The sequence below is a fragment of the Paractinoplanes pyxinae genome (assembly GCF_026626335.1).
In the GTDB taxonomy this organism is placed as follows: Bacteria; Actinomycetota; Actinomycetes; order Mycobacteriales; family Micromonosporaceae; genus Actinoplanes; species Actinoplanes pyxinae.
In genome coordinates, this window is the sequence record NZ_JAPNTZ010000006.1 from 1 (window position 1) to 22,011 (window position 22,011).

General features: G+C 70.1%; 22 protein-coding genes and 1 riboswitch. Of the genes, 9 read left to right on the plus strand and 13 right to left on the minus strand.

Annotation, left to right across the window (positions count from 1 at the left end):
* Positions 1 to 516: 516 nt before the first annotated feature.
* From thrS to OWR29_RS17165, 3 genes are all read right to left on the minus strand, one after another.
* Positions 517 to 2,520, minus strand: a complete 2,004-nt coding sequence (gene thrS, locus OWR29_RS17155) for a threonine--tRNA ligase (protein ID WP_267563883.1) — start codon at positions 2,518 to 2,520, stop codon at positions 517 to 519.
* A gap of 87 nt (positions 2,521 to 2,607) precedes the next feature.
* Positions 2,608 to 3,495: a hypothetical protein gene (locus OWR29_RS17160; RefSeq protein ID WP_267563884.1), complete on the minus strand. Its 888-nt coding sequence runs from the start codon at positions 3,493 to 3,495 to the stop codon at positions 2,608 to 2,610.
* A gap of 4 nt (positions 3,496 to 3,499) precedes the next feature.
* On the minus strand, positions 3,500 to 3,805 hold the full coding sequence (locus OWR29_RS17165) for a hypothetical protein (RefSeq protein WP_267563886.1): 306 nt from the start codon (positions 3,803 to 3,805) through the stop codon (positions 3,500 to 3,502).
* A gap of 102 nt (positions 3,806 to 3,907) precedes the next feature.
* Between OWR29_RS17165 and OWR29_RS17170 the strand changes: the two genes are divergently transcribed.
* On the plus strand, positions 3,908 to 5,038 hold the full coding sequence (locus OWR29_RS17170) for a hypothetical protein (RefSeq protein WP_267563887.1): 1,131 nt from the start codon (positions 3,908 to 3,910) through the stop codon (positions 5,036 to 5,038).
* A gap of 3 nt (positions 5,039 to 5,041) precedes the next feature.
* Here OWR29_RS17170 and OWR29_RS17175 read toward each other — a convergent pair whose 3' ends face one another.
* Complete coding sequence (locus OWR29_RS17175) at positions 5,042 to 6,424, minus strand: gamma-glutamyltransferase (RefSeq protein WP_267563889.1); 1,383 nt, start codon at positions 6,422 to 6,424, stop codon at positions 5,042 to 5,044.
* A gap of 39 nt (positions 6,425 to 6,463) precedes the next feature.
* Here OWR29_RS17175 and OWR29_RS17180 point away from each other — a divergent pair, with 39 nt between their 5' ends.
* Positions 6,464 to 6,973 (plus strand): GNAT family N-acetyltransferase, encoded by a 510-nt coding sequence (locus OWR29_RS17180; protein WP_267563890.1) that lies wholly within the window; start codon positions 6,464 to 6,466, stop codon positions 6,971 to 6,973.
* On the opposite strand, the gene OWR29_RS17185 is transcribed toward OWR29_RS17180, so the two are convergent.
* The 5 genes from OWR29_RS17185 to OWR29_RS17205 form a co-directional block, all read right to left on the minus strand.
* Complete coding sequence (locus OWR29_RS17185; RefSeq protein WP_267563891.1) at positions 6,963 to 7,922, minus strand: NAD-dependent epimerase/dehydratase family protein; 960 nt, start codon at positions 7,920 to 7,922, stop codon at positions 6,963 to 6,965. The genes OWR29_RS17180 and OWR29_RS17185 overlap by 11 nt on opposite strands.
* A 9-nt stretch (positions 7,923 to 7,931) precedes the next feature.
* Positions 7,932 to 8,387 (minus strand): GNAT family N-acetyltransferase, encoded by a 456-nt coding sequence (locus OWR29_RS17190; protein WP_267563892.1) that lies wholly within the window; start codon positions 8,385 to 8,387, stop codon positions 7,932 to 7,934.
* Entirely contained in the window at positions 8,384 to 9,169 is a 786-nt protein-coding gene (locus OWR29_RS17195; RefSeq protein WP_267563893.1) for a poly-gamma-glutamate hydrolase family protein, read from the minus strand. Before OWR29_RS17195 ends, OWR29_RS17190 begins: the two co-directional genes overlap by 4 nt.
* A gap of 46 nt (positions 9,170 to 9,215) precedes the next feature.
* Positions 9,216 to 9,752 (minus strand): HdeD family acid-resistance protein, encoded by a 537-nt coding sequence (locus tag OWR29_RS17200; RefSeq protein WP_267563894.1) that lies wholly within the window; start codon positions 9,750 to 9,752, stop codon positions 9,216 to 9,218.
* Between the two features lie 124 nt (positions 9,753 to 9,876).
* Positions 9,877 to 11,061, minus strand: coding sequence for an aminotransferase class V-fold PLP-dependent enzyme (locus tag OWR29_RS17205; protein WP_267563895.1), 1,185 nt, complete (start codon positions 11,059 to 11,061; stop codon positions 9,877 to 9,879).
* 17 nt (positions 11,062 to 11,078) lie between these two features.
* Positions 11,079 to 11,195: riboswitch (SAM riboswitch) on the minus strand.
* 60 nt (positions 11,196 to 11,255) lie between these two features.
* On the opposite strand from OWR29_RS17205, the gene OWR29_RS17210 reads away from it, so the two are divergent.
* The 4 genes from OWR29_RS17210 to OWR29_RS17225 are packed head-to-tail and all read left to right on the plus strand — an operon-like array spanning position 11,256 to position 15,178.
* Entirely contained in the window at positions 11,256 to 12,044 is a 789-nt protein-coding gene (locus OWR29_RS17210) for a DUF1684 domain-containing protein (protein WP_267563896.1), read from the plus strand.
* Positions 12,041 to 12,868 carry an LLM class flavin-dependent oxidoreductase gene (locus OWR29_RS17215; RefSeq protein ID WP_267563897.1) on the plus strand — a complete coding sequence of 276 codons (828 nt, stop codon included), beginning with the start codon at positions 12,041 to 12,043 and terminating at the stop codon, positions 12,866 to 12,868. Before OWR29_RS17210 ends, OWR29_RS17215 begins: the two co-directional genes overlap by 4 nt.
* Before the next feature lies 1 nt (position 12,869).
* The gene (locus OWR29_RS17220; protein ID WP_267563898.1) at positions 12,870 to 14,105 is read left to right on the plus strand and encodes an LLM class flavin-dependent oxidoreductase; all 1,236 of its coding nucleotides are present in this window, start codon (positions 12,870 to 12,872) and stop codon (positions 14,103 to 14,105) included.
* The gene (locus OWR29_RS17225) at positions 14,102 to 15,178 is read left to right on the plus strand and encodes an FAD-dependent oxidoreductase (protein WP_267563899.1); all 1,077 of its coding nucleotides are present in this window, start codon (positions 14,102 to 14,104) and stop codon (positions 15,176 to 15,178) included. The genes OWR29_RS17220 and OWR29_RS17225 overlap by 4 nt, the downstream gene beginning before the upstream one ends.
* Here the strand turns inward: OWR29_RS17225 and OWR29_RS48125 are convergent.
* The 3 genes from OWR29_RS48125 to OWR29_RS17235 all read right to left on the minus strand — a co-directional run bounded on the left by OWR29_RS48125 (position 15,123) and on the right by OWR29_RS17235 (position 17,379).
* Positions 15,123 to 15,983: an endonuclease domain-containing protein gene (locus tag OWR29_RS48125; protein WP_369077353.1), complete on the minus strand. Its 861-nt coding sequence runs from the start codon at positions 15,981 to 15,983 to the stop codon at positions 15,123 to 15,125. The two genes, OWR29_RS17225 and OWR29_RS48125, sit on opposite strands and share 56 nt — an antisense overlap.
* Before the next feature lie 81 nt (positions 15,984 to 16,064).
* Positions 16,065 to 16,913, minus strand: coding sequence for an NAD-dependent epimerase/dehydratase family protein (locus OWR29_RS17230; protein WP_267563900.1), 849 nt, complete (start codon positions 16,911 to 16,913; stop codon positions 16,065 to 16,067).
* Positions 16,914 to 16,923: 10 nt separating this feature from the next.
* The gene (locus OWR29_RS17235) at positions 16,924 to 17,379 is read right to left on the minus strand and encodes a MarR family winged helix-turn-helix transcriptional regulator (RefSeq protein WP_267563901.1); all 456 of its coding nucleotides are present in this window, start codon (positions 17,377 to 17,379) and stop codon (positions 16,924 to 16,926) included.
* Between the two features lie 73 nt (positions 17,380 to 17,452).
* On the opposite strand from OWR29_RS17235, the gene OWR29_RS17240 reads away from it, so the two are divergent.
* Genes OWR29_RS17240 through OWR29_RS17250 form a run of 3 tightly spaced genes read left to right on the plus strand, consistent with a single transcriptional unit; the run spans position 17,453 to position 21,138 of the window.
* On the plus strand, positions 17,453 to 18,484 hold the full coding sequence (locus tag OWR29_RS17240; protein WP_267563902.1) for an LLM class flavin-dependent oxidoreductase: 1,032 nt from the start codon (positions 17,453 to 17,455) through the stop codon (positions 18,482 to 18,484).
* A 2-nt stretch (positions 18,485 to 18,486) separates the two neighbouring features.
* Positions 18,487 to 19,161, plus strand: coding sequence for an NADPH-dependent F420 reductase (locus tag OWR29_RS17245; RefSeq protein WP_267564423.1), 675 nt, complete (start codon positions 18,487 to 18,489; stop codon positions 19,159 to 19,161).
* Between the two features lie 57 nt (positions 19,162 to 19,218).
* Entirely contained in the window at positions 19,219 to 21,138 is a 1,920-nt protein-coding gene (locus OWR29_RS17250) for a potassium transporter Kup (RefSeq protein ID WP_267563903.1), read from the plus strand.
* Here OWR29_RS17250 and OWR29_RS17255 read toward each other — a convergent pair.
* Positions 21,113 to 21,811, minus strand: coding sequence for a CYTH domain-containing protein (locus tag OWR29_RS17255; protein WP_267563904.1), 699 nt, complete (start codon positions 21,809 to 21,811; stop codon positions 21,113 to 21,115). The genes OWR29_RS17250 and OWR29_RS17255 overlap by 26 nt on opposite strands.
* Positions 21,812 to 22,011 lie beyond the last annotated feature (200 nt).

The following is a 22,011-nucleotide window of genomic DNA, read 5'->3' on the forward strand; positions in this document are numbered from 1 at the left end:
TCAGCTCACGATGAGCTACGGCTGCCGCCCCGGGGAGATCATCCAAGCCAGGGGCCCCATGCGAGGGTCAGACTCCCGAGCGCGCCGCTCGCCACCGTCATGCCACCCATGTCGGATTAGCGGTTTCCGCGTTCGACGGCCACCGGCTTGAGCCACCTCTTCACCTTGAGAGACCCGGCCCGGAAGTTGGTGGCCCGCCCAAGCCGAGGAGTTACCGCGCAACCATCCGGAAGCGCGACCGGCACGGTGCGAACGCGAAACACACCACAAAGGTCCGCCCGGGTGACCAAGCCGCCCAGCTTCGTCCACAACGCGGAAGCCAGACCCCGAACCCGCACGGGTTCCCCAGCCCAGCCGTGCAATCAGAGAAGCACCGACCACGACGAAAGCCGCAGGCAGAAACCCGGCAAGGCCGGGGACGAGGGCGCTCACGCAAAGCATAGAGACGGTTTTCAGCTTGCGTGAGCGCCCTCGTCCCCGGCCGTCAAAGCGTAAGAAAGCCGCGGTTTTTGAGGATCACGCAGCGGCAGACGGCCCAACATTGGTCCGCGACCGCACGATCTCAACAACGTGAGCCACAGCCTCGTCAACGGAAACGCCGTTGCGCTGCGAGCCGTCGCGGTAGCGGAAGGAGACGGTTCCGGCGGCCACGTCGTCGTCGCCGGCGATGGCCATGAAGGGGATCTTCTGCTGCTGGGCTGTGCGGATCTTCTTTTGCATGCGGTCGTCGGAGTAGTCGACCTCGGCCCGGACCCCGGCGGCGCGCAGCTTCTCCACGAACGACGTCAGGTAGTCCGCGTGGTCGTCGCGGATCGGGATTCCTACCACCTGGACGGGGGCCAGCCACGCCGGGAAGGCGCCCGCGTAGTGCTCGACCAGCACGCCGAAGAAGCGTTCGATCGAGCCGAACTTGGCCGAGTGGATCATTACCGGTTCCTGGCGGGTGCCGTCGGCGGCCTGGAACTCGAGGCCGAAGCGGGCCGGCTGGTTGAAGTCGTACTGGATGGTCGACATCTGCCAGGTGCGGCCGATCGCGTCCTTGGCCTGGACGCTGATCTTCGGGCCGTAGAAGGCGGCGCCGCCCGGGTCGAGCACCAGCTCGAGGCCGGACTCGGTGGCCACGTCCTCCAGAACCTTCGTCGCCACGGCCCACTGCTCGTCCGTACCGATGAATTTGTCGCTCTTGGGGTCCCGGGTCGACAGCTCGAGGTAGTAGTCGTCGAGGCCGAAGTCGTCGAGCAGCGACCGGACGAAGTTCAGCAGGTGCTTGATCTCGGCCGGGGCCTGCTCTTTCGTCACGTACGAGTGGGAGTCGTCCTGGGTGAGGCCGCGGACCCGGGTCAGGCCGTGCACCACACCTGACTTCTCGTAGCGGTAGACCGTGCCGAACTCGAAGAAGCGCAGCGGCAGCTCGCGGTAGGACCGCCCGCGCGACCTGAAGATCAGGTTGTGCATGGGGCAGTTCATGGCCTTGAGGTAGTAGTCCGCGCCTTCCAGCTGCATGGGCGGGAACATCGTGTCTTTGTAGTACGGCAGGTGCCCGGAGGTGTGGAACAAACCCTCTTTGGTGATGTGCGGCGAGCTGACGTACTGGAAGCCCTCTTCGATGTGGCGGGCGCGGACGTAGTCCTCCATCTCGCGCTTGATGATGCCGCCCTTGGGGTGGAAGACGACCAGGCCGGAGCCGATCTCGTCGGGGAACGAGAACAGGTCGAGCTCGGTGCCGAGCTTGCGGTGGTCGCGGCGCTCGGCCTCGGCCAGGCGGTTCAGGTACGCCTTGAGCTCGTCGCGGGACGGCCAGGCGGTGCCGTAGATGCGCTGGAGCTGCGGGTTCTTCTCGGAGCCGCGCCAGTAGGCGGCGGCCGAGCGCATCAGTTTGAAGGCCGGGATGAGCCGGGTGGTGGGCAGGTGCGGGCCGCGGCACAGGTCGCCCCAGACGCGCTTGCCCTCTTTGTCGAGGTTGTCGTAGTGGGTGAGTTCACCGGCGCCGACGGTGGCCAGCTCGGTGTCGTCCACGTCGCCCTTGATGTCGACCAGTTCCAGCTTGTACGGCTCGCCGGCCAGTTCGACCTTGGCCTCGTCCAGCGACTTGTACTCGCGGCGGCGGAAGGTCTGGCCCGCCTTGACGATCTCTTGCATGCGCTTCTCGAGCTTCGTCAGGTCTTCCGGCTGGAACGGCTTCGGCACGTCGAAGTCGTAGTAGAAGCCGTTCTCGATGGGCGGGCCGATGCCCAGCTTGGCCTCGGGGAACACGTCCTGCACGGCCTGGGCCAGCACGTGCGCGGCCGAGTGGCGCAGCACGTTGAGGCCGTCCGGCTCGTCGATGGCGACGGGGGCGACGTCGGTGTCGAGCTCGGGCCGCCAGTCGAGGTCACGCAGGCGGCCGGCGGCGTCGCGGACCACCACGATCGCCTTGGGGCCGGTCGTCGGCAGGCCGGCTGCGGCCACCGCATCGGCGGCCGTAGTCCCGGCCGGGACGACGAGAGGGTCGGCCACAGCGGGGGTACGGGTTGCGGACACGGTGATCTCCTTCAGCTGCGAATAGCCCATCAGAACCTTGACGATGCTATCCGCCCCGATATTCCCCTGATCGGCCGCGCCCGCGAGTCACCGTTTGGTGAGCTCCGCTTCCTCCTCCACCCCGGGTTCGTACGAGAGAAGGTGTTTGCCCTCGGCCCGGTGTTCCAGGTCGGTGATGGCGGCCAGGCGGCGGTCGAGGTCGAGCTGGGCGCGGTTCATGGCCCCGTCGTGCATCTCGCCCTGGCGGGTGCGGGCGGCCAGCAGCTCGTCCTTGGCCCGCTGCAGCAGGATGCGGTTGGCCGTGTCCCGGTCGCGGGCGGGGATGCCACGGGCGGCGCCGATGATCTCGGGGTGCTCGGCGATGGCCTTGTCCTGGTTGAGGGAGTGCTGGCCCTTCCAGTACTCGGTCTGGCTGAACTCGGTCCAGTTGGCCAGGGCCAGGATGCTCACGTCGTCGTAGCGCGGCTGCTCGCCGTCGGGCAGGACGTCCTCGCGGTACGTGTAGTCGCTGAGGGCCTGGGCCGCCTTGCGGTCGAGGTCGTTGACCGAGGTGAGGACTTCGCCGATCTGCTGCGCGTACGCGTCGACCGTGCCCTGCGAGGCGGCGACCGTGAGGGGCGCGGTGATCAGGCCGGCTTTCAGGTCGACCCGCAGCCCGGCCGCTTCGGCGTCGGCGACCACTTCCTGCAGGTGGCGCCGGGCCTGTCCCAGATCGAGGGCGAAGTCGCGGATGATCCAGGCGATGGCGGCGCAGCCCGCCTGGCCGTTGCCGACCTGGACGCGGATCTCGGCCGCCTTGTCCTGGGCGGCCTGCGAGCTGGGCCCGGCCGGCCAGTGGTTGGGCAGTTCGCGGGTGTCGCGGCCCAGGTCCTCCACGGCGACGTCGAGGGTGCGGGCCAGCTGATCCCAGTGCCGGGCGACGGTCTCGAGCCGGCCGAGGTCGGCGGTGAGCAGCCCGTTCAGCGTGATCGTCACGACGTCACCCCGGCTTCCCGGCGACCTGGATGCGGTCGGCCGCGGCCTCGTCGGTGGCGACGAAGTCCCCCGCCGCCGCGCGCAGCTCACCGCCGTAGTCGCGGACGAGCGTTCCCAGCCTCTCGATCGTGATCTGCCAGAACCGGGCGGCGTGGGCCATCCGGGTCTCGCAGACCTCGGCCCCTTCCACCGCGCCCTTACCGGCGTACTCCCATCCGGGTATCGGCGCGGCCGCCTTCGCGATCTGCTCCCCGATCCCGGTCACCGCCACGCCCATCGCCCGCACCGCCGGCGCATCGATGCTGGTCATGTCGTCCATCGATCAACCACCCCACCCGTAGAGGTCCCGCTCGCGAAAAGTACACGGTGCGGTCACGCCGTCCGGTTCACCGCCGGCCTCTACCGTGTGCTCATGATCGAGGTTCTGACGGCTCTGCTGGACCGGTCGGTGGCCCGGATCGCCGAACTCACGGCGGACGCCCGCCACTTCGATCGGCTCGAGGTCGTCCGGATCGCCGACGTCTGGGACAACAACAGCGGGCCGTTGTTCGGGGTCCTGAGCGCCCCACGGCGACAGCGGGCGGCTCACGGCCGGCTCGCGCTCGAATGGATGGCGGGATTCGGGGCCAAGCGTCAGCAGTGGATGGCCGAGCAGGTGGCGCTGGCCGGATACGCGCTGGAGGCGTTGCCGGTGGCCGACGAGGGGCCGTACCGCGACTACCGGGGAATGGTGCGCCACAGCATGCAGCCCTTGGACGCGAGCCTCGGCGAGGACTACGACCTCGAGCGGGCGCGAATTTCCTCCGTACGGGTCGAGCAGGCCGGCCACGCACTCAACGGGTTCATCGGCCTGGAGGTCCCGCGGCGGTACGGCGTCGCCGGGAACGCCGACGTGCAGGTGTACTTGACCGGGCTGGACGACTGCCGGTTCGACAATGACGACCGGCGCGGGGTCGCGGTGGCCGACGGCGAGGTGAAGCTCGGCGAGCACGGCTTCGTGCGCGCGGCCGGCGCCGAGTACTGGCTGGACGACGACTCCTGGCATCTGTCCCAGGCCGGTCGGCGGGCGGACGCGGTGACGCCGCCCCGGCCGCCGCGCAATGAGGTGAAGCTGCGTCAACCCGACGGCTGGGCTTACGCCGCCGCGGCCGCCCTGCACGAGGCGATGATCCGGATCCGGTCGGTGCGCTACGCCCGGCTGGTCGGCAAGGTGCCGGTCGACGAGTTGGCCGGTCTGCTCGCGAACGCCGGATCGGACGCCCGCCGCGCGGCCCGGTGGCCCTGGGGTTACCAGCGCCTGGCCGAGCGCTGGAGCCGCGAAATCGAAAAGCCGGCCCGCCCGCCGGCAGCCCTCGGCGACCATCTCACGCTGGCCGCCATCGGCACGGGCGTGGTGCTCAATTCCGCCGTACGCAACGAGAAGGGCACCTGGGAGCTGCGCTCAGCCGAACTCCCTCCGCCGAATTCGTTCCGGCTCACCGCGCAGAACCAGCGCATCATCGTGGACGGTGAGTGGTCGAACGAGACCGGACAGCAGAAGTAGCGGTCAGGGGGTGATGGCGGCCAGGCCGTCGGCTCGGGGGTCGCTGCCCGCTTCGAGGACGCCGGCGTGCAGGCGGGACAGTTGGACGTGGCCGGCCTCGTCGTGCGGGCCGGCTGTGGTTGTGACGGTCAGGCCGGTCGGGTCGCCGGGGAGAGGCACGCCCGGTTCGAGGATCAGGTCGTCGCCGCGGAGGATCCAGCGTGGACGGGTCACCAGGTCGGCGGGGTCGGCGGTGAACACGTCGGGGGCGAGCTGGGCCAGGATCCACGGCTGGGCCCGGCCGCCCTGGCAGCCCAGCGCGACCACGCCGCCGGAGGTCAGCGCGATCGTCGGGCACAGCGTGTGCGGCGGGCGGACTCCGGGTTTCAGGTGCGCGGGATGGGCCGGGTCGAGGCTGAACGACGTGCCCCGGTTGTGCAGCAGCACCCCGGTTCCCGGCTCGAGCAGGCCGGCGCCGAAGCTCTCGAAAACGCTCTGGATCAGGGTCACGGCGTTGCCCTCGTCGTCGACGGCGGTGACGGCCACCGTGTCGCCGGTCGGTTTCGGGGGCTCCGAGGCAAGGTCAAAGGCTTCCCGCGTACGAAGGAGAAGCCCATCCACCGAAATCGGGCCGCCACGAGGATCGCCGAGCAGCGCGTTACGGGCAGCCTGCGCGCGCCGGCTGTCGGCCAGCAGCGACGGCGAGCCGGCCACGGCCAGGAACGTGGCCCCCTGAACCGGCGGCGGCGCCGCATGCCAGGTGACCTCCCCGACCGTACGGCGCAATGGTTCGACCACCTCGGCCGAGTGAGCGCCGAAGTCGTCCGCCGAGAGCGTGACACCCAACGCCTTGAGCCCCGCGATCAGGCGCTCGTTGGCGTAGAACGACCGCCAGTCCCGGCCGATCTCGTCGAGCGTCCGGGCGAGCGCCGGCTGCACCAGCGTCGGCCCGAGCATCACGCCGGCCAGCCCCGGATCGGCCCGCACCACGTCGGCGGCCGCACTGATCGCCGTACGCAAGCCCGCGCTGATCTCGACACCATCAACCGCAAGCTGCACGGCGGGCGCCAGCAACTGGCTCAACGGCAACCGCGCCCCGAGCGCCTGCACCGCGGCCCACCCCGCCACCACGCCCGGCACGGTCACCGTCTGCGGCCCCCGCAGCGGCATTCTTTCCACGTACGCGTCCCGCCCGGCCGCCCCGACCGACACCACCGCCCGAACCGGCGCCCCGGCCGCCCGCACCATCGCGACGAGGTCCCCACCCACCGAACACTGATGCGGATACACGACGGCCAACGCCCCGGCCGCAGCCAGCGCCGCGTCGAACGCGTTGCCCCCGTCCCCCACCACCGCTCGCGCGGCCTCCACGGCAGCCGGATGCGGAGCAGCGACAGCAACAGCCATACGGCCGACCCTACGTCGGGCGTGAGCGAGGATGGCGGGATGCTGACGACGGAACGGTTGCTGCTGCGTAAGTGGCGGAACGATGACCTCGACGGGCTGGCTGCCATCAACGCGGACCCGGAGGTCATGCGGTACATCCTGGATGGGTCGGTGCGGGATCGGGAGCAGAGCGCCGACGGGCTGCGGAAGATGCGGCGGGACTGGGACGAGCAGGGGTACGGGCTGTTCGCGGTCGAGCTGCGCGGTGAACTGATCGGGTGGGCTGGGTTCGCGGTGCCCGTGTTTCTGCCCGCGGTGTTGCCGGCGGTGGAGATCGGGTGGCGGCTGGGGCGGCGCTTCTGGGGGTACGGGTACGCGACCGAGGCGGCTGCGGCTGCTCTGCGGTTCGGGTTCGACGAGGTGGGGTTCGAGCGGGTCATCAGCATCCGGCACGTCGACAACATGCGGTCGGCCCGGGTGATGGAGAAGCTGGGCCTGGCGTACGAGTTCGACACCGTGGTGCCGGAGTACGACCAGCCGGTGGCCGTGCACGCGGCCGTCAGACCGTGAGCGGGGTGGCCACCTCGAGCTCGTCGTGGTCGATGAGCCAGCGCACCGACTCGAGGACGGCCTGCTCCGGCTCGTACGCGGGAAGGTAGCCGAGCAGGGCGCGGGCCTTGTCGATGCTGAAGTAGTGGTCGCGGACCAGGTGTTCCCAGCTGGTCTGGGCGGCCTCCTCGCCGGCCGTGCGGCGGAAGTCGACCCAGGTCACCGGGCGCAGTTGCGCCGTCTGGCCGAACCAACCCGCGGCGATGCGGGCGTAGCCGCGGACGTTCAGGGCGGATGGGGCGACGGCGCTGAAGTCCTCGCCGGCGGCGGCGTCGCGGCGGGCGATGGCGGCCTCGAAGATCTGGGCCACGTCGTCGGCGTGCACGTGGTGCATGAATTCGGTGCCGATTCCCGGTACGTCTAGCGGCTCCCCGGCCGAGAGGGTGCGCCACACTGCCGGGTCCAGGTTGCCGAGCGGGCCCACCGGGTGCCAGCCGGGCCCGACGATGTGTCCAGGGTGGATCGACGTGGTGACCAGGCCGCCCGAGCTGGTCTCTTCCTTGAGCATGCGGGCGATGGCGTCCTTGGCGATGCCGTACTCGCCGAGCGGGGGCGGGCCGTTCTCTTCGGTCATGGGCAGCTTCAGGCTGGGGCCGGCCCGCCAGATCGAGCCGCAGTGCAGCAGGTGCCCTATCTGGCCGCGCAACCGGTCGACCAGCGCCGTCGCCGATTCGAGGGTGAAGCAGATCAGGTCGACCACGACGTCGGGCTGCAGCCCGGCCACGGCCTCGGGGAACGCCGGGTCGTCGCGGTCGGCCGTCACCGGGCGCACCTGCGACCAGGCCGGGTCGTCGACGTAGCCGGAGCGCTGCCCGCGGCTGACGTTGATCACCTCGTGCCCGGCGCGAACCAGCCGGGGCACCAGGAACGTGCCGATGTGCCCACTGCCGCCGGCCACCACGATTCTCACCGGGCCAGGCTAACCCTTCGGCGTCCAGCGCAGCAGGTACTCGTCGTCGCTCTCGGACTCGACGACGCAGCCCAGCCGCTCGTACAGCCGGCGGGCCCGCGGGTTGTCTTTCTCGACGCCGATCAGCAGCGGGACGCCGTCCCGGGCCGCGGCGCCCTGCAGGTCGCGGATGATGGCCGTGCCGATGCCGCGGCCCTGCACGGACGGCAGCAGCTGAATACCGGCCAGGTGCAGGGCCGATTCCCGCCGGACCACGCGGAGCCGGCCGACCACCTCGTCGTCCAGCAGGATCACCGACAGAAAGCTGTCCGGTTCCGGGTTCCGGCTCCATTCGGCGAAACCGGCGCGCCACTGCTCGTCCTGTTCGGGGGTGTTGTCCGGCCAGCGGCCCTGCGCCTTGGTGGCCGCCATGACGATGTCGGCCAGCCGGTCGGCGTCGTCGGCCGTGGCCGGACGCAACCTCATGCCAGGGCCGACCGGGTGGCGGTCACGAACGTGTCGAAGAGCGGCTTGAGCGTGTTCTTGCGGTCCTTGCGCGTATTGGTGAAGAACATGTCGGTGCGCAGCGGCGTGGTCAGCTCGAGCTGCACGCCCTTCCCGCGGCCGTTCAGGTTCACGATGTTGCGGGTGTCGGTGCCGCTCAGCGGCGGGACGATGTTGGCGTCGATCGCGTTTAACCCGGCTGCCCGGTACGCCCGGATCAGCGCCGCCTTGAGGTCGGTGTCCAGCCCGCCGACCAGCACGGCGGCCACGTCGTCGTCCTGTTCGGCCTCGGCCGGCGAGCAGCCGTGCAACGACACCGTCCGCCGGCTGGCCGCGGCCGTGGCCAGGGCGACCGGGTCGTCGCAGTGGGTTGCCGTGACGTGCAGCGCCGCGTTGCCTGACGTCCGGATGCCCTCGAGCATCCAGTAGTCGTAGACCGGCCCGCTCGAGGTCAGGTCGGCCGGGTCGTAGCCGGCGATGGCCAGGCAGAGCTCGGAGGTGCCGGGCTCGATGCCGCCGCCGTGCACGGCCAGGATCGCGGTGTCGGGGTAGCTGCCGCCGGGGGCGTCGCTGTCGTCGAACGCGGCGTGCCGGCGGAAGCGACGGGCGTAGTCGACCCCCTCGGTGGTCTTCGAGTACATGTCGAGGTTGGACAGATAGTTGTCGTCGGCTGCGGCGGCGGGCCGCGCCCCGATCGTTACCACGGGCGGGACGGCGGCCGCGCCGAGCATGGCCAGGACAGTGCGACGGCTGAGCGGAGACATGGCCCAAGCATCGACGAACGTGACAATCTCGTCGACCCCGTCCGGCTCAGGACGACGGGCGGTGGCGGAAGACCAGGAACAGTTGCATGAAACCCATGACGACCAGCCAGATGCCGGTCAGCCAGACGATGGTGGCCAGCGACGGGCCGGGCCAGAGCAGCACGACCAGGCCGCCCAGGATCGTGATGACGCCCAGCAGGGCGACCACCACCCGTGCGCCGCCGTCGTACGGGCCGGTGAAGGCGTTGACCAGGCCGGTGATGCCGCCGATGAGCCAGGCGATGCCGATCAGGGTGGCGATGGCGATCAGCGAGACGACGAGGTTGCGCAGGGCGATGACGCCCGCCACCACGAACAGGATGCCGATCACCGCGGTCAGGGCGCGCGACGCACCGTCCTCGCGGGTGGCCGTCACCGCCTGCACGAGGTTGATGAAGCCGTGCACCAGCAGCCAGACGCCGAAGATCGCGGCCCCCACGTACAGGGTCTCGTCGGGCCAGGCCAGGGCCACGACGCCGAGGATGATCGAGGTGGCGGCGCCGGCCGCGGCCAGCCACCACAGGGATCGCTCGGCGGATCGCATGAGTGTCGGGGTCGGAGGATGCGAGATGGACACCGGAAGCCTCCTGTGGGCTGCAGGGTCGCTGTCCGGCCGAATCTATCGCCGCGACTACCCCCGGCGATAGAGCAATCGACACCCTAAGTGATCAGGGGCACACGCCGAGCTCGTGCAGGGCGGTGTTCAGGCGGTCGAGGTCGTCGTGCGTGCTGCCCAGGCCCCAGCTCGCGCGCAGCAGGCCGCCGGTGTCGCAGGTGCCCGCGCCACCCAGGCGGCGCACCAGCGGGTGGGCACAGAACAGGCCCGCCCGTACGCCGATCCCGTGGTCCTGGGCCAGCCGGTCGGCCACCGCGGCCGGATCCGGCACGGCGAACGAGACGATGCCCACGCGCGGCTGCCGGCCGCCGAAGAGCGAGACGCCGCCGTCGAGACCGGCCAGCAGGCTCTGCTCGTGTTCCAGCAAGGCCACGCGATCCGCCCGCAGCAGGGCTTCACACACGGCGGCCAGCGAGACGGCGCCGACCAGGTTCGGGGTGCCGCCCTCGTGCCGGGCCGGGCCGGTGGCCCACACGACGTCGCCGGGCGCGTCGCCGACGGACGCGCTGGCCCCGCCGCCCCGCAGATAGGGCTCGGCGGCGTCGAGCCAGTCGCTCCGCCCGGCCAGCACGCCCGCGCCGAACGGGGCGTACAACTTGTGCCCCGAGAAGGCCAGGTAGTCGGCGCCCAGGTCGTCCAGGTCGACCGGCACGTGCGGCGCCAGCTGGGCCGCGTCGACCAGCACGCGGGCCCCGTGCTGGTGCGCGACGTCGGCCAGGCGGCGCACCGGCCAGATCTCACCTGTCACATTGCTGGCCCCGGTCACGGCGAGCAGGGCGGGACCTCGTACGGAGGAAAGCGCGACCCGCACGGCCTCGACCGCCTCGTCGGGATCGGCCGGCGCCGGCAGGCGCACGGGCGACGGCCAGGGCAGCAGGTTGGCGTGGTGCTCGCCGTCGAAGACGACCGTCGTGGTGCCCGCGGGCAGGGCGCGGGCCAGCAGGTTGAGCGCGTCGGTGGTGTTGCGGGTGAAGACGACGGTGTCACCCTCGCGGGCGCCGACGAACTCGGCCACGGTCTCGCGGGCGCGCTCGTACTCGAAGGTCGAACGCTGCGAGCGCAGGCCGGCGCCGCGGTGCACGCTGCCGTAGTACGGAAGCAGGTCGCGGACGGCGTCGGCGGCGGCCCGCACGGCCGGCGCGGAGGCCGCGTAGTCGAGGTGGGCGAACCGCACGGCGGCGCCGTTCGGGAGCGTGGTGGTGAGATCGGCGCCGATGATGTCGAGAAGATCGGACATGGCTCTGCCTCCGGGAGAGCTCGCGCTTGCCCGCGCCCGGACGGGCACAGGCCAGGTCTTCACCCGGGGCACCCCATCGCGAACGCAAGGGTTGCCGGCCAGCGAGCCGGGGCTTGACGCTGGCGCTCATGACCTTCGGAACGAACTCTAACACCCTCTATCGCCTATAGGCTAGGTAGGGATATGGTCGGCCCATGAGCAACCAGACCTGGGCCGCATGGCACGCCGAGCACGAGAAGAACCTGGCCGACCCGCACGGGTTCCTGGCCATCACCAGCCTCAACTTCCTCGACGCGACGCCGCGGCGGTTCCCCGACGCGCCCGGCGAGTGGAGCACCGGGCCCGGCGGGGTGGTCGTCGAGCTGGCCGAGGGTGAGTCGCTGACGATCGACGGGGCCGAGGTCACCGGGCGGCACGAGTTCGGTGTGCTGCCCGAGCGGGGCGGGGTCTTCCCGGCGTACGGGGAAGCGGTCGTCGAAGTGGCCAAGCGCGGTGGCTTCGACATCATCCGGCCGCGGCACCCCTCCAACGAGCTGCGGCTGCAGTTCCACGGCGTGCCGGCCTACGAGCCAACCGAGAAGTGGGCGCTGACCGGGCGCTACGTGCCGTTCGAGGAGCCGCGCGACGTCACGGTGGGCGCGGCGGTCGAGGGCTTGGAGCACGTGTACGAGTCGCCGGGCCGCGTCGAGTTCGAAGCGCTGGGCACTCCGCTGTCGCTGACCGTCTTCAATGGACGTACGCCGGGATCGTTCTTCGCTCTTTTCACCGACGAGACCTCGGGCGTCACGACCTACGCGGCCAACCGCAGCCTGGCCATCGACGCGCCCGCCGGCGACGGCACGGTCACGCTCGACTTCAACAAAGCCACCAACCTGGTCTGCGCCTACACCGACTTCGCGACCTGCCCGTTGCCGCCGGCCGAGAACCGGCTGCCGGTCGCCGTGGAGGCGGGCGAGAAGATTCCGTACGAGCGTCAGTCGTGATCCATGTCGCGCTGGAGCTCGGTTCGCTGGACATCGAGGACGCAGAGAAGGCCGGGTTCGCCTTCGTGACGATCGCGAACGACGGGCCGATCGAAGCCGGCGTGCGGGCCGCGTATCTCTCCCGCCGCACGAGCACGATCGGCCTGGCGCCGGAGCTTCACGTCACGGTCACCGAGCCGTTCCACCTGGCCACGCAGCTGGCCTCGCTCGACCACGCCTCGCTCGGGCGCGCCGGGTGGGTCGTCGGGGCGGTCAACACCCCTTCGGCGTACGCGGCGGTGGGCGGCACGCCGCTGGCCGGGGACGACCTGCGGCGCGAGATCGAGGACGTCATCGACGTGGCCCGGCTGCTCTGGCACTCGTGGGAGGACGACGCCGTCATCCGCGACGTCGGGAGTGGACGGTTTCTGGACGCGGATCGGGTGCACCACGTCAACTTCACCGGCGCGCGCTTCTCGGTGGTCGGGCCGCTCATCACGCCCCGGCCGCCGCAGGGCCAGATCGTGGTGATCGGCGCCGACACGCTCGGCGTGACCGGCCGCCTCGACGTGGCCCTGATCGACGCCCCCACCCACGACGAGCTGGTCGAGCGGTCGGCGCAGGCCCGGGCCGACGGCGCCCGGCTGATCTTCGCCGAGGTGGAGGTGGACGACCCGGCACCTGTGCGGGCGCGCCTCGACCGGTTGGAAGGCATCGTCGACGGCGTCCGGCTGCACCTGACCGGCGCCACCCCCGGCCTGGCGCCGGTCATCGACGCCCTCGGGCCACGGCCACCGGCCGGCTCGACCCTCCGCGAAACGCTCGGCCTGCCCCAGGGAGGGTGACGTGCTCCATCTCGGACTCTTCTTCACCGGCGTCGGACCGCAACTGATCTGGACCGCGCCGGACTTCGCCGACCACACCCACATCGACACGTTCGTGGCCACGGCGAAGACGCTGGAGCGCGGGCTGTTCGACGCGTTCTTCCTCGGCGAGGGCCTGCGCGTCCGCGAGAACCGGGGCCGCGTCTACGACCTGGACGTGGCCGGGCGGCCCGACGCCATCACGCAGCTGGCCGCCCTGGCCGCCGAGACCACCCACCTGGGCCTGGTGGCCACCCAGAACACGACCTACAACTTCCCGGCCGACCTGGCCCGGCGGCTGGCCAGCCTGGACGTCGTGTCGGGCGGGCGGGCCGGCTGGAACATCGTGACCACCGACAACGCGTGGACGGGCGAGAACTTCCGGCACGGCGGGTGGTTGGAGCACTCACGCCGCTATGAACGCGCGGACGCGTTCGTGACCGCGGCTCGCGCCTTGTGGGCCGGGTCGCGTTATGCAAAGCACGACGATCTCATCGACATCGATGCGCCGCCGACCGTGGCCGCGCGGCCGGTGCTGTTCCAGGCGGGCGACTCGCCCGGCGGGCGCGACCTGGCCGCCCGGCACGCCGACGTGGTGTTCTCGGCCAACACCGACTACGACAAGGCGGCGGCGTACGCGACCGACCTGCGGGCCCGGCTGGCCGGCTACGGCCGCTCCCCCGATGCCGTCCGCATCCTGCCCGGCGCGATGGTCGTGCTGGGCGACACGCCCGCGGAGGCCGCCGAGAAGGCCGAATGGATCCAGCGCGAGCAGACGACCGGCCCGCGCGCCATCGCCTTCCTCGAGCAGTACTGGGGCAAGGACCTTTCCGGGTACGACCCCGACGGCCCGCTGCCCGACATCGAACCGGCCGAGGGCGAACTGGACCCGTCCCGCGGCACGATCCCCATCGAGTTCCGCACCGGCAAGCTCGAACGCATCGCGTCGTGGCGCGCATTGGGCCTGTCCATCCGCGAGACGGTCATCCAGGTGACCCCGCGGCACAATGCGTTCGTGGGCACGCCGGGCCAGATCGCCGACGAATGGACGCGGTACCACGACGACCACGTGGTCGACGGCTTCAACATCCTGCCCCAGCAACTGCCCGGCACGATCGAGGACATCGTCGACAAGCTGGTGCCGGAGCTGCAGGAACGCGGGCTCTACCGGACGGCGTACACCGGGACGACGCTGCGCGAGCACCTGGAGCTTCCGTGACGCCGGACGTCGTCGTGGTCGGCGGCGGCGCCATGGGCTCGGCCGCCGCCTGGTCGCTGGCCCGGCGGGGCGCTGACGTGGTGCTGCTCGAACGGTTCACGCCGGGCCACACCAACGGCGCCTCGCACGGGGCGTCGCGGATCTTCCGGCTGGCCTACGCGCAGCCCGACTACATCCGGCTGGCCCGCCGGGCTCTGGACCTGTGGCGGAAGCTCGAATCCGAGACCGGTAGGCCGCTGCTCGACCTCACCGGCGGCGTGGACCACGGGCTGCTCGCGCCGATCGAGGACATCGCCGGCGCCCTGGACGCCGAGGGTGTTCCCGGCCGGTGGCTGAGGGCGGAAGAGGCGTCCGAACGGTGGCCGGGTCTGCGCTTCGCCGGCCCGGTCTACTTCCACCCGACGAGCGGCCGCGTGCACGCCGACAACGCGGTGGCCGCCCTGCAGTCGGCCGCCGCCGCGCGCGGGGCCGTCGTGCGGCACGAGACACCGGTGCTGTCGGTGACCGTACGGGCCGAGAACGACGTCGAGGTGGTCACGCCGGCCGAAACCCTGCGCGCCCGCCGCGTCGTGGTAGCCGCCGGCGCGTGGACCCCGTCATTGTTGCCGGGCCTGTTACGCGTACGCGTCACGCAAGAGCAACCGGCCCACTTCGCCCCACTCGACCCCGCGCTGCAGTGGCCCAGCTTCATCCACCACCGCCCCGACCTGGGCGTCTACGGCCTGGCCACCCCCGGCGAGGGCATCAAGGCCGGCTTCCACGGCACCGGCCCCGAGGTCGACCCCGACCACCGCAACTTCGCCGAGGAGCCCGTCCACGCCGCCCAGCTGCGCGACTACGCCCGCCACTGGCTCCCCGGCGTCGACGCCGACGCCACCACCCCGATCAGCTGCACCTACACCACCACCCCGACCAGCGACTTCGTCATCGACCGCACCGGCCCGCTGGTGGTGCTGGCCGGCTTCTCAGGCCACGGCTTCAAGTTCACCCCCGCCATCGGCGAACTGGCCGCCGACCTCATAGCCGGCGCCCGGCCGCTCCCTCGCTTTCGTATTCACAAGACTGGACGCTGACCGATCTAAGCGCTCGGGCTGCCATGGCGAGATAGCGATGCGCCAGGCCCACCTCGAGAATCGGAACCCGCCCAGGGAAGCTTTGGAAAGCTGGCACGAGCCGACGGAGAACAGTCTCGATTTCAGTTGCGGAGGCCTGAATTTCAGCCATCACGGCATCGGTCGCCACAGGCAAACGCCCAACGCCTCCGCAAAATCCACACAGAGCGTTGCCATCGTCGGTGTAACCGGACCTCTCACAGTTCGGGCACCACTCCGGACCAGGCGGCCACGCTGTGACCGGTCCGTGCTCGCAGCACGCGTGACCACCCGTCGTGAAGCAGTTCTCGGCGTCGTTCCTCCACAGCAGATCCGTCAAGGTCCCCAAGTCTGACGGGTCCACGACTCCGGACTCCGTAGCTTCGAGAAGCCAACCTTTCCGGATGCCTCCGTCGCAGGCACAAGACGGAACCAGGCAGCCGCCACGGTAAGGGATCGTCATGCCGAGAAGAACTGTCGGATGTCGCTTTCGGTATGCGCGGAAGATCCGCCCCTGTGAGCAGCCTTCGGCCGTATTGCAGCTGCGGCACAACAACCCGCGAACCAGCATCGAGGTGTGGTCATGGTCGTCGACGAGGCTGTATCCCCATTTGTCACGCCCTGGCCGTCCACCACAGATTGCACATCGACCCGCCTGCCAGGCCTCCAATGCCACTCTGTATCGGCCTACTGCTTGCGCGCTGGTTTCCCCGACTACTTGCAAGGCGACCTGAGATTCCGGCCAGCGCCAACAAGCTGGATACGGATCCATTTCTCGCCAGCCCATTCCACCTCCCTTGGCCCGCCGACACTCTTCCACTGAGCACGAATGGTCAGCAGTCAGTTCGGCGACTGAAGGGGCAAACGATCAGGCTTTCGTACGCCAGCTGAACTCGGGTTCGTAGCCGAGGAGGCGGCGGGCCTTGTCGATGGAGAGCAGGGTCTCGTGTTCGCCCAGCTCTTTGGTAATGGGTAGGTCGGGGAAGACCTCGGCGGCCAGGGCGGCGCTGGGGCGGCTCATGACGGTGTCGGCGTTGGCGATCACGAAGATTTCGACGCCGGGCTCGCGGTAGGTGAGGGCCTTGCGGACGGCCTGGGCGCCGTCGCGGGCGTCGATGTAACCCCAGGCGTTCCAGCTGCGCAGGTGGGGGTCGGCGTCGTAGCTGGGGAAAGCCTCGTAGTCGTGGGGCTCCATGACGTTGCTGAAGCGCAGGCCGATCATCGTCAGCTCGGGGTCCCAGCGGCAGAACTGGGCCGCCATCTGCTCCTCGAGGTGCTTGCCCAGCGAGTACGCCGAGTTGGGGCGGGCCTCGTAGTTCTCGTCGGCCGGCAGGTACGGCGGTGGGGTGCTCTCGAACGGCAGGCCCAGCACGGTCTCGCTGGACGCCCACACCACGGTCTTGATGCCGGCCACGCGGGCCGCCTCGAAGACGTTGTACGTGGCGGGCACGTTGTTGTGGAAGATCGCGGCGTTGGGGCGCAGGCCGGGGGCGGGGATGGCGGCCAGGTGCACCACCGCGTCGATGCCGTCGTAGCGGTCGTCGACCGCGGTCAGCGCGCCCACCACCTGGCCGAAGTCGGTGAGGTCGACCTTGACGTACGACCCGTCGGACGCCGCAGCGTCGAGGTTGACGACCTGCTGGCCGTGGTCGAGCAGGTCTTTCACTACGGCGCGGCCGAGTTTGCCGCTGCCACCGGTCACCGCGATTCGAGCCATGCCCACCTTTCTACTCCCGCGCGAGGTGCTCCCGCAGGGCGGCCATGATCTCGCCCGCCGCTTGCAGCTGGGCAGGGGTCAGCGCGTCCACGAAAATTTCCCTGATGTCGCGCAGGTGCGGCCGGTTGACCTGCTGAAACAGCTCCAGACCGGCCGGCGCCAGCACGGCCTCGGCGCCGCGGTTGTCGGTCAGGCACTCCTCGCGCCGGATCAGCCCCCGCTTCTCCATGCGCCCCAGGTGGTGCGAGAGCCGGCTGCGCTCCCACCCGACCGTGGTGGCCAGCTCGGACGACCGCAGCCGCTGCCCGGGCGCCTCGCTGAGGGCCAGCAGCACCGTGTAGTCGCCCGTGGAGAGCCCGTCCTTCTGCAGGCGGGCGGCCATCTCGGTTCGGACCTTCTCGCCGGTCTCGATGAAGTCCCGCCAGATCCGCAGTTCCTCCTGCGTGGGGAAGCGTCGGGTGGTCACGGCCACACCTCCTGTAGTTGACGTGTCAATCGTAGCGGGCATAATTGACACGTCAATCAGCTTGGAGGCTCACATGAGTGACATCACCTTCGGCCTCGACACGTTCGGCGACGTGCCGGAGGACGACAACGGCAACCTGCTCTCGTACGGCGCGGCCCTGCGCCAGGTCGTCGACGAGGCCGTCCTGGCCGACGAGCTCGGCGTCGACGTCATCGCGCTCGGCGAGCACCACCGCCCCGAGTACGCGATCTCCTCGCCCGAGACCGTGCTGGCCGGCATCGCGGGCCGGACGAAGAACATCAAGCTCGCGTCCGGCGTCACCGTGCTGAGCTCCGACGATCCCGTCCGCGTCTTCCAGCGGTTCGCCACGCTCGACGGCCTGTCCAACGGGCGGGCCCACGTCATCCTGGGTCGCGGCTCGTTCACCGAGTCGTTCCCGCTGTTCGGGTACGACCTGAGCGACTACGACAAGCTCTTCGAAGAGAAGATCGAGCTGTTCGCCGAGCTGTTGAAGGAGAAGCCGGTCACCTGGAGCGGCACGACCCGTGCGCCCCTGGCCGACGCCGAGGTCTTCCCCAAGACCGATTCGGGCCACCTCGACACCTGGGTCGGCGTCGGCGGCTCCCCGCAGTCGGTCGTCCGCACGGCGCGGTACGGTCTGCCCCTGATGCTCGCGATCATCGGCGGCGCACCCGACCGCTTCGCCCCGTACGTCGATCTCTATCGTCGTGCCGCCGACCAGCTCGGCACCGTGGCGCACCCGGTCGGCATGCACTCGCCGGGCTTCGTCGCGGACACCGACGAGGAGGCCAAGGAAGTGTTCTACCCGCGGTACAAGGTGATGCGCGACCGCATCGGCAAGCTGCGCGGCTGGCCTCCGCTGCGCAAGGAGGAGTTCGACCACGAGGTCGAGCACGGCTCGCTGTACATCGGCTCGCCCGAGACGGTGGCCCGCAAGATGGCCAGGGCGATCAAGTCGCTCGGCGTCGGCCGGTTCGACCTGATCTACGTGGCCGGGTCGACCCCCGCCAGCGCCCGCCTGCGCGCGGTCGAGCTGTTCGGCAGCAAGGTGCTCCCGATGACGCGCGAACTGCTGGCGGCGTGACGATGACGACGATCGGCATCCTCGGGGCTGGCAAGGTGGGCACCGTCCTGGCCCGGCTCGCGGTGGCGGCCGGGCATCGGGTGCTCATCGCCGGCTCCGGCGACGTCTCGAAGATCCGGCTGATCATCGGGGTGCTGGCGCCCGGCGCCGAGCCCACCACGGCCGAGGACGCGGCGGCCCGGGCCGACGTCGTGGTGCTGGCGCTGCCGCTGGGCAAGCACCAGAGCATCCCGGTCGAGGCGCTGCGCGGCAAACTCGTCGTCGACGCCATGAACTACTGGTGGGAGGTCGACGGCATCCGCGACGACCTCACCGACCCGCGGACGTCGTCGAGCGAGATCGTCCAGGAGTTCCTGCCCGATTCGCGGGTGGTGAAGGCCTTCAACCACATGGGCTATCACGACCTCGAGGAGGGCGCGCGTCCGGCCGGCTCGCCCGATCGCAAGGCCATCGCGGTGGCCGGGGATGACGAGGCCGCCGTCGCCGCGGTCGCGGCTCTCGTCGACGACCTGGGCTTCGATCCGGTGGTTGCCGGGTCCTTGTCCGAGGGCGTACGGCTGGAGCCCGGCACTGAGGCTTTCGGGGCCAACGTCTCCGCGCCCGAGTTGCGCGCGATGCTGGAGCGCTTCCCGGCCTCGGAGCGCGGCCGGGTGGTGGCCGAGGCCCGGCTCCGGTAACGAGCGACACCTCGGGACAGGCCACCCGAACGACTCGCCGGGGCGCAGAATGATCGGGTGAGCCAAGAAGCACTCCATCACGGCCACCCGACGCTGAAGGCCGCCGTGGTGATCGGCGCCCTCGGCGTGGTGTTCGGGGACATCGGCACGAGCCCGATCTACACCATCCAGACCGTCTTCAACCCGTCCGACCCGCACCCCGTGCCGATCAGCGAGGGCAACATCCTCGGCGTCGTCTCGACCATCTTCTGGTCGGTCATGATCATCGTGACGCTGACCTACATCACGCTGGTGATGCGGGTCAACAACGACGGTGAGGGCGGCATCATGGCCCTCATCACGCTGTTGCGCCGCTGGGGGTCGTCCAACCGCCGGCGCAGCGCGGTGTTCCTGGCCGCGCTGGGCATCTTCGGCGCGTCGCTGTTCTTCGGCGACAGCATGATCACGCCGGCCATCTCGGTGCTGTCGGCGGTCGAGGGGCTGGAGACGGTCCGGCCCGGGCTGGACGAGATCGTCGTCCCGCTCACCGCCGTGATCATCGTGATCCTGTTCGCCTTCCAGCGGCACGGCACGGCGGCCGTGGGCAAGTTCTTCGGGCCGGTGATGATCACCTGGTTCACCGCCATCGGGGCGGCCGGCATCTGGGGCATCAGCCAGGAACCCCGCATTCTCGAGGCGCTGTCACCGACGTACGCCATCGGGTTTCTGGCCGGGCACTTCCACATCGCGTTCTTCGCGCTGGCCGCGATCGTGCTCTCCGTCACCGGGGCCGAGGCGATCTACGCCGACATGGGGCACTTCGGGCGCAAGGCCATCGTGATCGGCTGGCTGAGCCTGGTGCTGCCGGCGAGCACGCTGAGCTATCTGGGCCAGGGCGCGTTGCTGCTGGGCGACGAGAGCAAGTACTCGAGCCCGTTCTTCCTGCTCGTGCCCGACTGGGCCCGCCTGCCGCTGGTCATCCTGGCCACCGCGGCCACGGTGATCGCGGCCCAGGCGGTCATCACCGGCGCCTACTCGGTGGCGTCCCAGGCCGGTCAGCTCGGTTACCTTCCGCGCCTGCGCGTCGTACACACTTCGGAGTCGGCCATCGGGCAGATCTACGTGCCGTGGATCAACTGGCTGCTCATGGTCTCGGTGCTGGTGCTGGTGTTCGCCTTCCGCAGCTCGGCCGCCCTGGCCTACGCGTTCGGCATGGCCGTGGTCGCCACCATCACGATCACCACGCTGCTCTTCTTCTATCTGGCCCGGGTGCGCTGGAAGACGCCGCTGTGGCTGGTGCTCACCGGCGGCGGCCTGCTGCTCGCCATCGACCTGCTGTTCGTCAGCGCCAACCTGACCAAGCTGGTGCACGGGGCATGGCTGCCGCTGCTGATCGGGATCACCGCGTTCACCGTGATGACCACGTGGCAGCGCGGCCGGGCGATCGTGACCGCGGAACGTGACCGGGCCGAGGGTTCGCTGAGCGAGTTCGTCGACGACATGCAGAACCGGAAGCGGCCGCTGAGCCGGGTGCCGGGCACGGCGATCTTCCTGAACCGCGGCAAGGTGACCGCGCCGCTCGCCCTGCGGGCCAACGTCGAACACAACCACGTACGGCATGAGCATGTCGTGGTTCTGTCGATCGACACGCTGCCCGTGCCCCGCCTCGCCGACGACCAGCGCATCGTCGTCGACCACCTGGGCTACGCCGGCGACGGCATCACCCACGTGACGGCGCGCTACGGCTACATGGAGACGCCGGACGTGCCGGCGCTGCTGCAGATGCTGGACGCCGAGCTGACCGAGGGCCAGATCTCGGTCGAGGAGGCGTCCTACTTCCTGTCGAAGATCGAACTGACCCGCGGCACGTCGCACACCATGGCGCCATGGCGCAAACGCCTGTTCATCGCCACGTCGTACATCACGGCCGACGCCGCCGAATACTTCAGCCTTCCGCGCGACCACACGGTGATCATGGGGTCGCGAATTGAGGTCTGAAATACCGGAGCGTCGCCTCCGTCTTGGTCACCTGGGGCTCGTCGTCGGGGACGATGCCGTGGGCCCGCAGGGCGCTCGACGTCTCGGCGGCCACGGCTGACGCCTTCGACGACGGGCAGCGGATGGACAACTCGGCGATCGAGGAACCGTCGGGAAACGTCCACTGCTCGGCCACCAGCGGATGGTCGGACGCCGCCATCTCGAACCGGCAGCGCCGCACCTCGACCGGGCCGAACGTGATCAAGCTGTCGAGAGGCACATTCGCGTACGCGGTGAGCAGGCGCCGCTGACGGCCGGAGAGCAGCCGGCTCAGCGGCTTGCGCGCGGCCGCCGTCCGCTCGACCTCGTGCCGCCCCAGGGTGCGCTTGAGCGTGCCCGAGCAGGCGTAGTTGTCGGGCAGGGCGTCTATCTCGACGTCGAAGCCGTTGTCGTTGCGCAGCCAGCCCGGCAGCGCCTTGGGCAGCACCGGCCGCAGCTTCACGACGGCGTCGCCGGCCCGCCCGCGGGTGCTGCGCAGCCGGACGATGAGGCCGTGCTGCTGCAGGGCGAGATCGGCCGTGTCGAGAAAGTAAATGCGGCGGGTGAGGCCGCTTTTCAGGTCGACGCCGAGGGAGCGCAGGTCGGCCGAGGAAACGGCCACCTTCAGCTCGACCTTGGGGACCTGCTTGCTCATCGGAGGTTGCCAGAAACACCTGGTCACTGCTGTTTTGCTCACTGCTCGCCCGCGTTCCTGGTGATCTGGCATGCCGACCCGCATTGCCCGAATCGGCTGAACAAAACCTACCTCTTTCTCACATCGACAACCCGTTGACAAATGGCAGCGGAAACTGCGTCGTTCACCTCGAGTTAACCTAGCAAACCCACTGCGTTCAC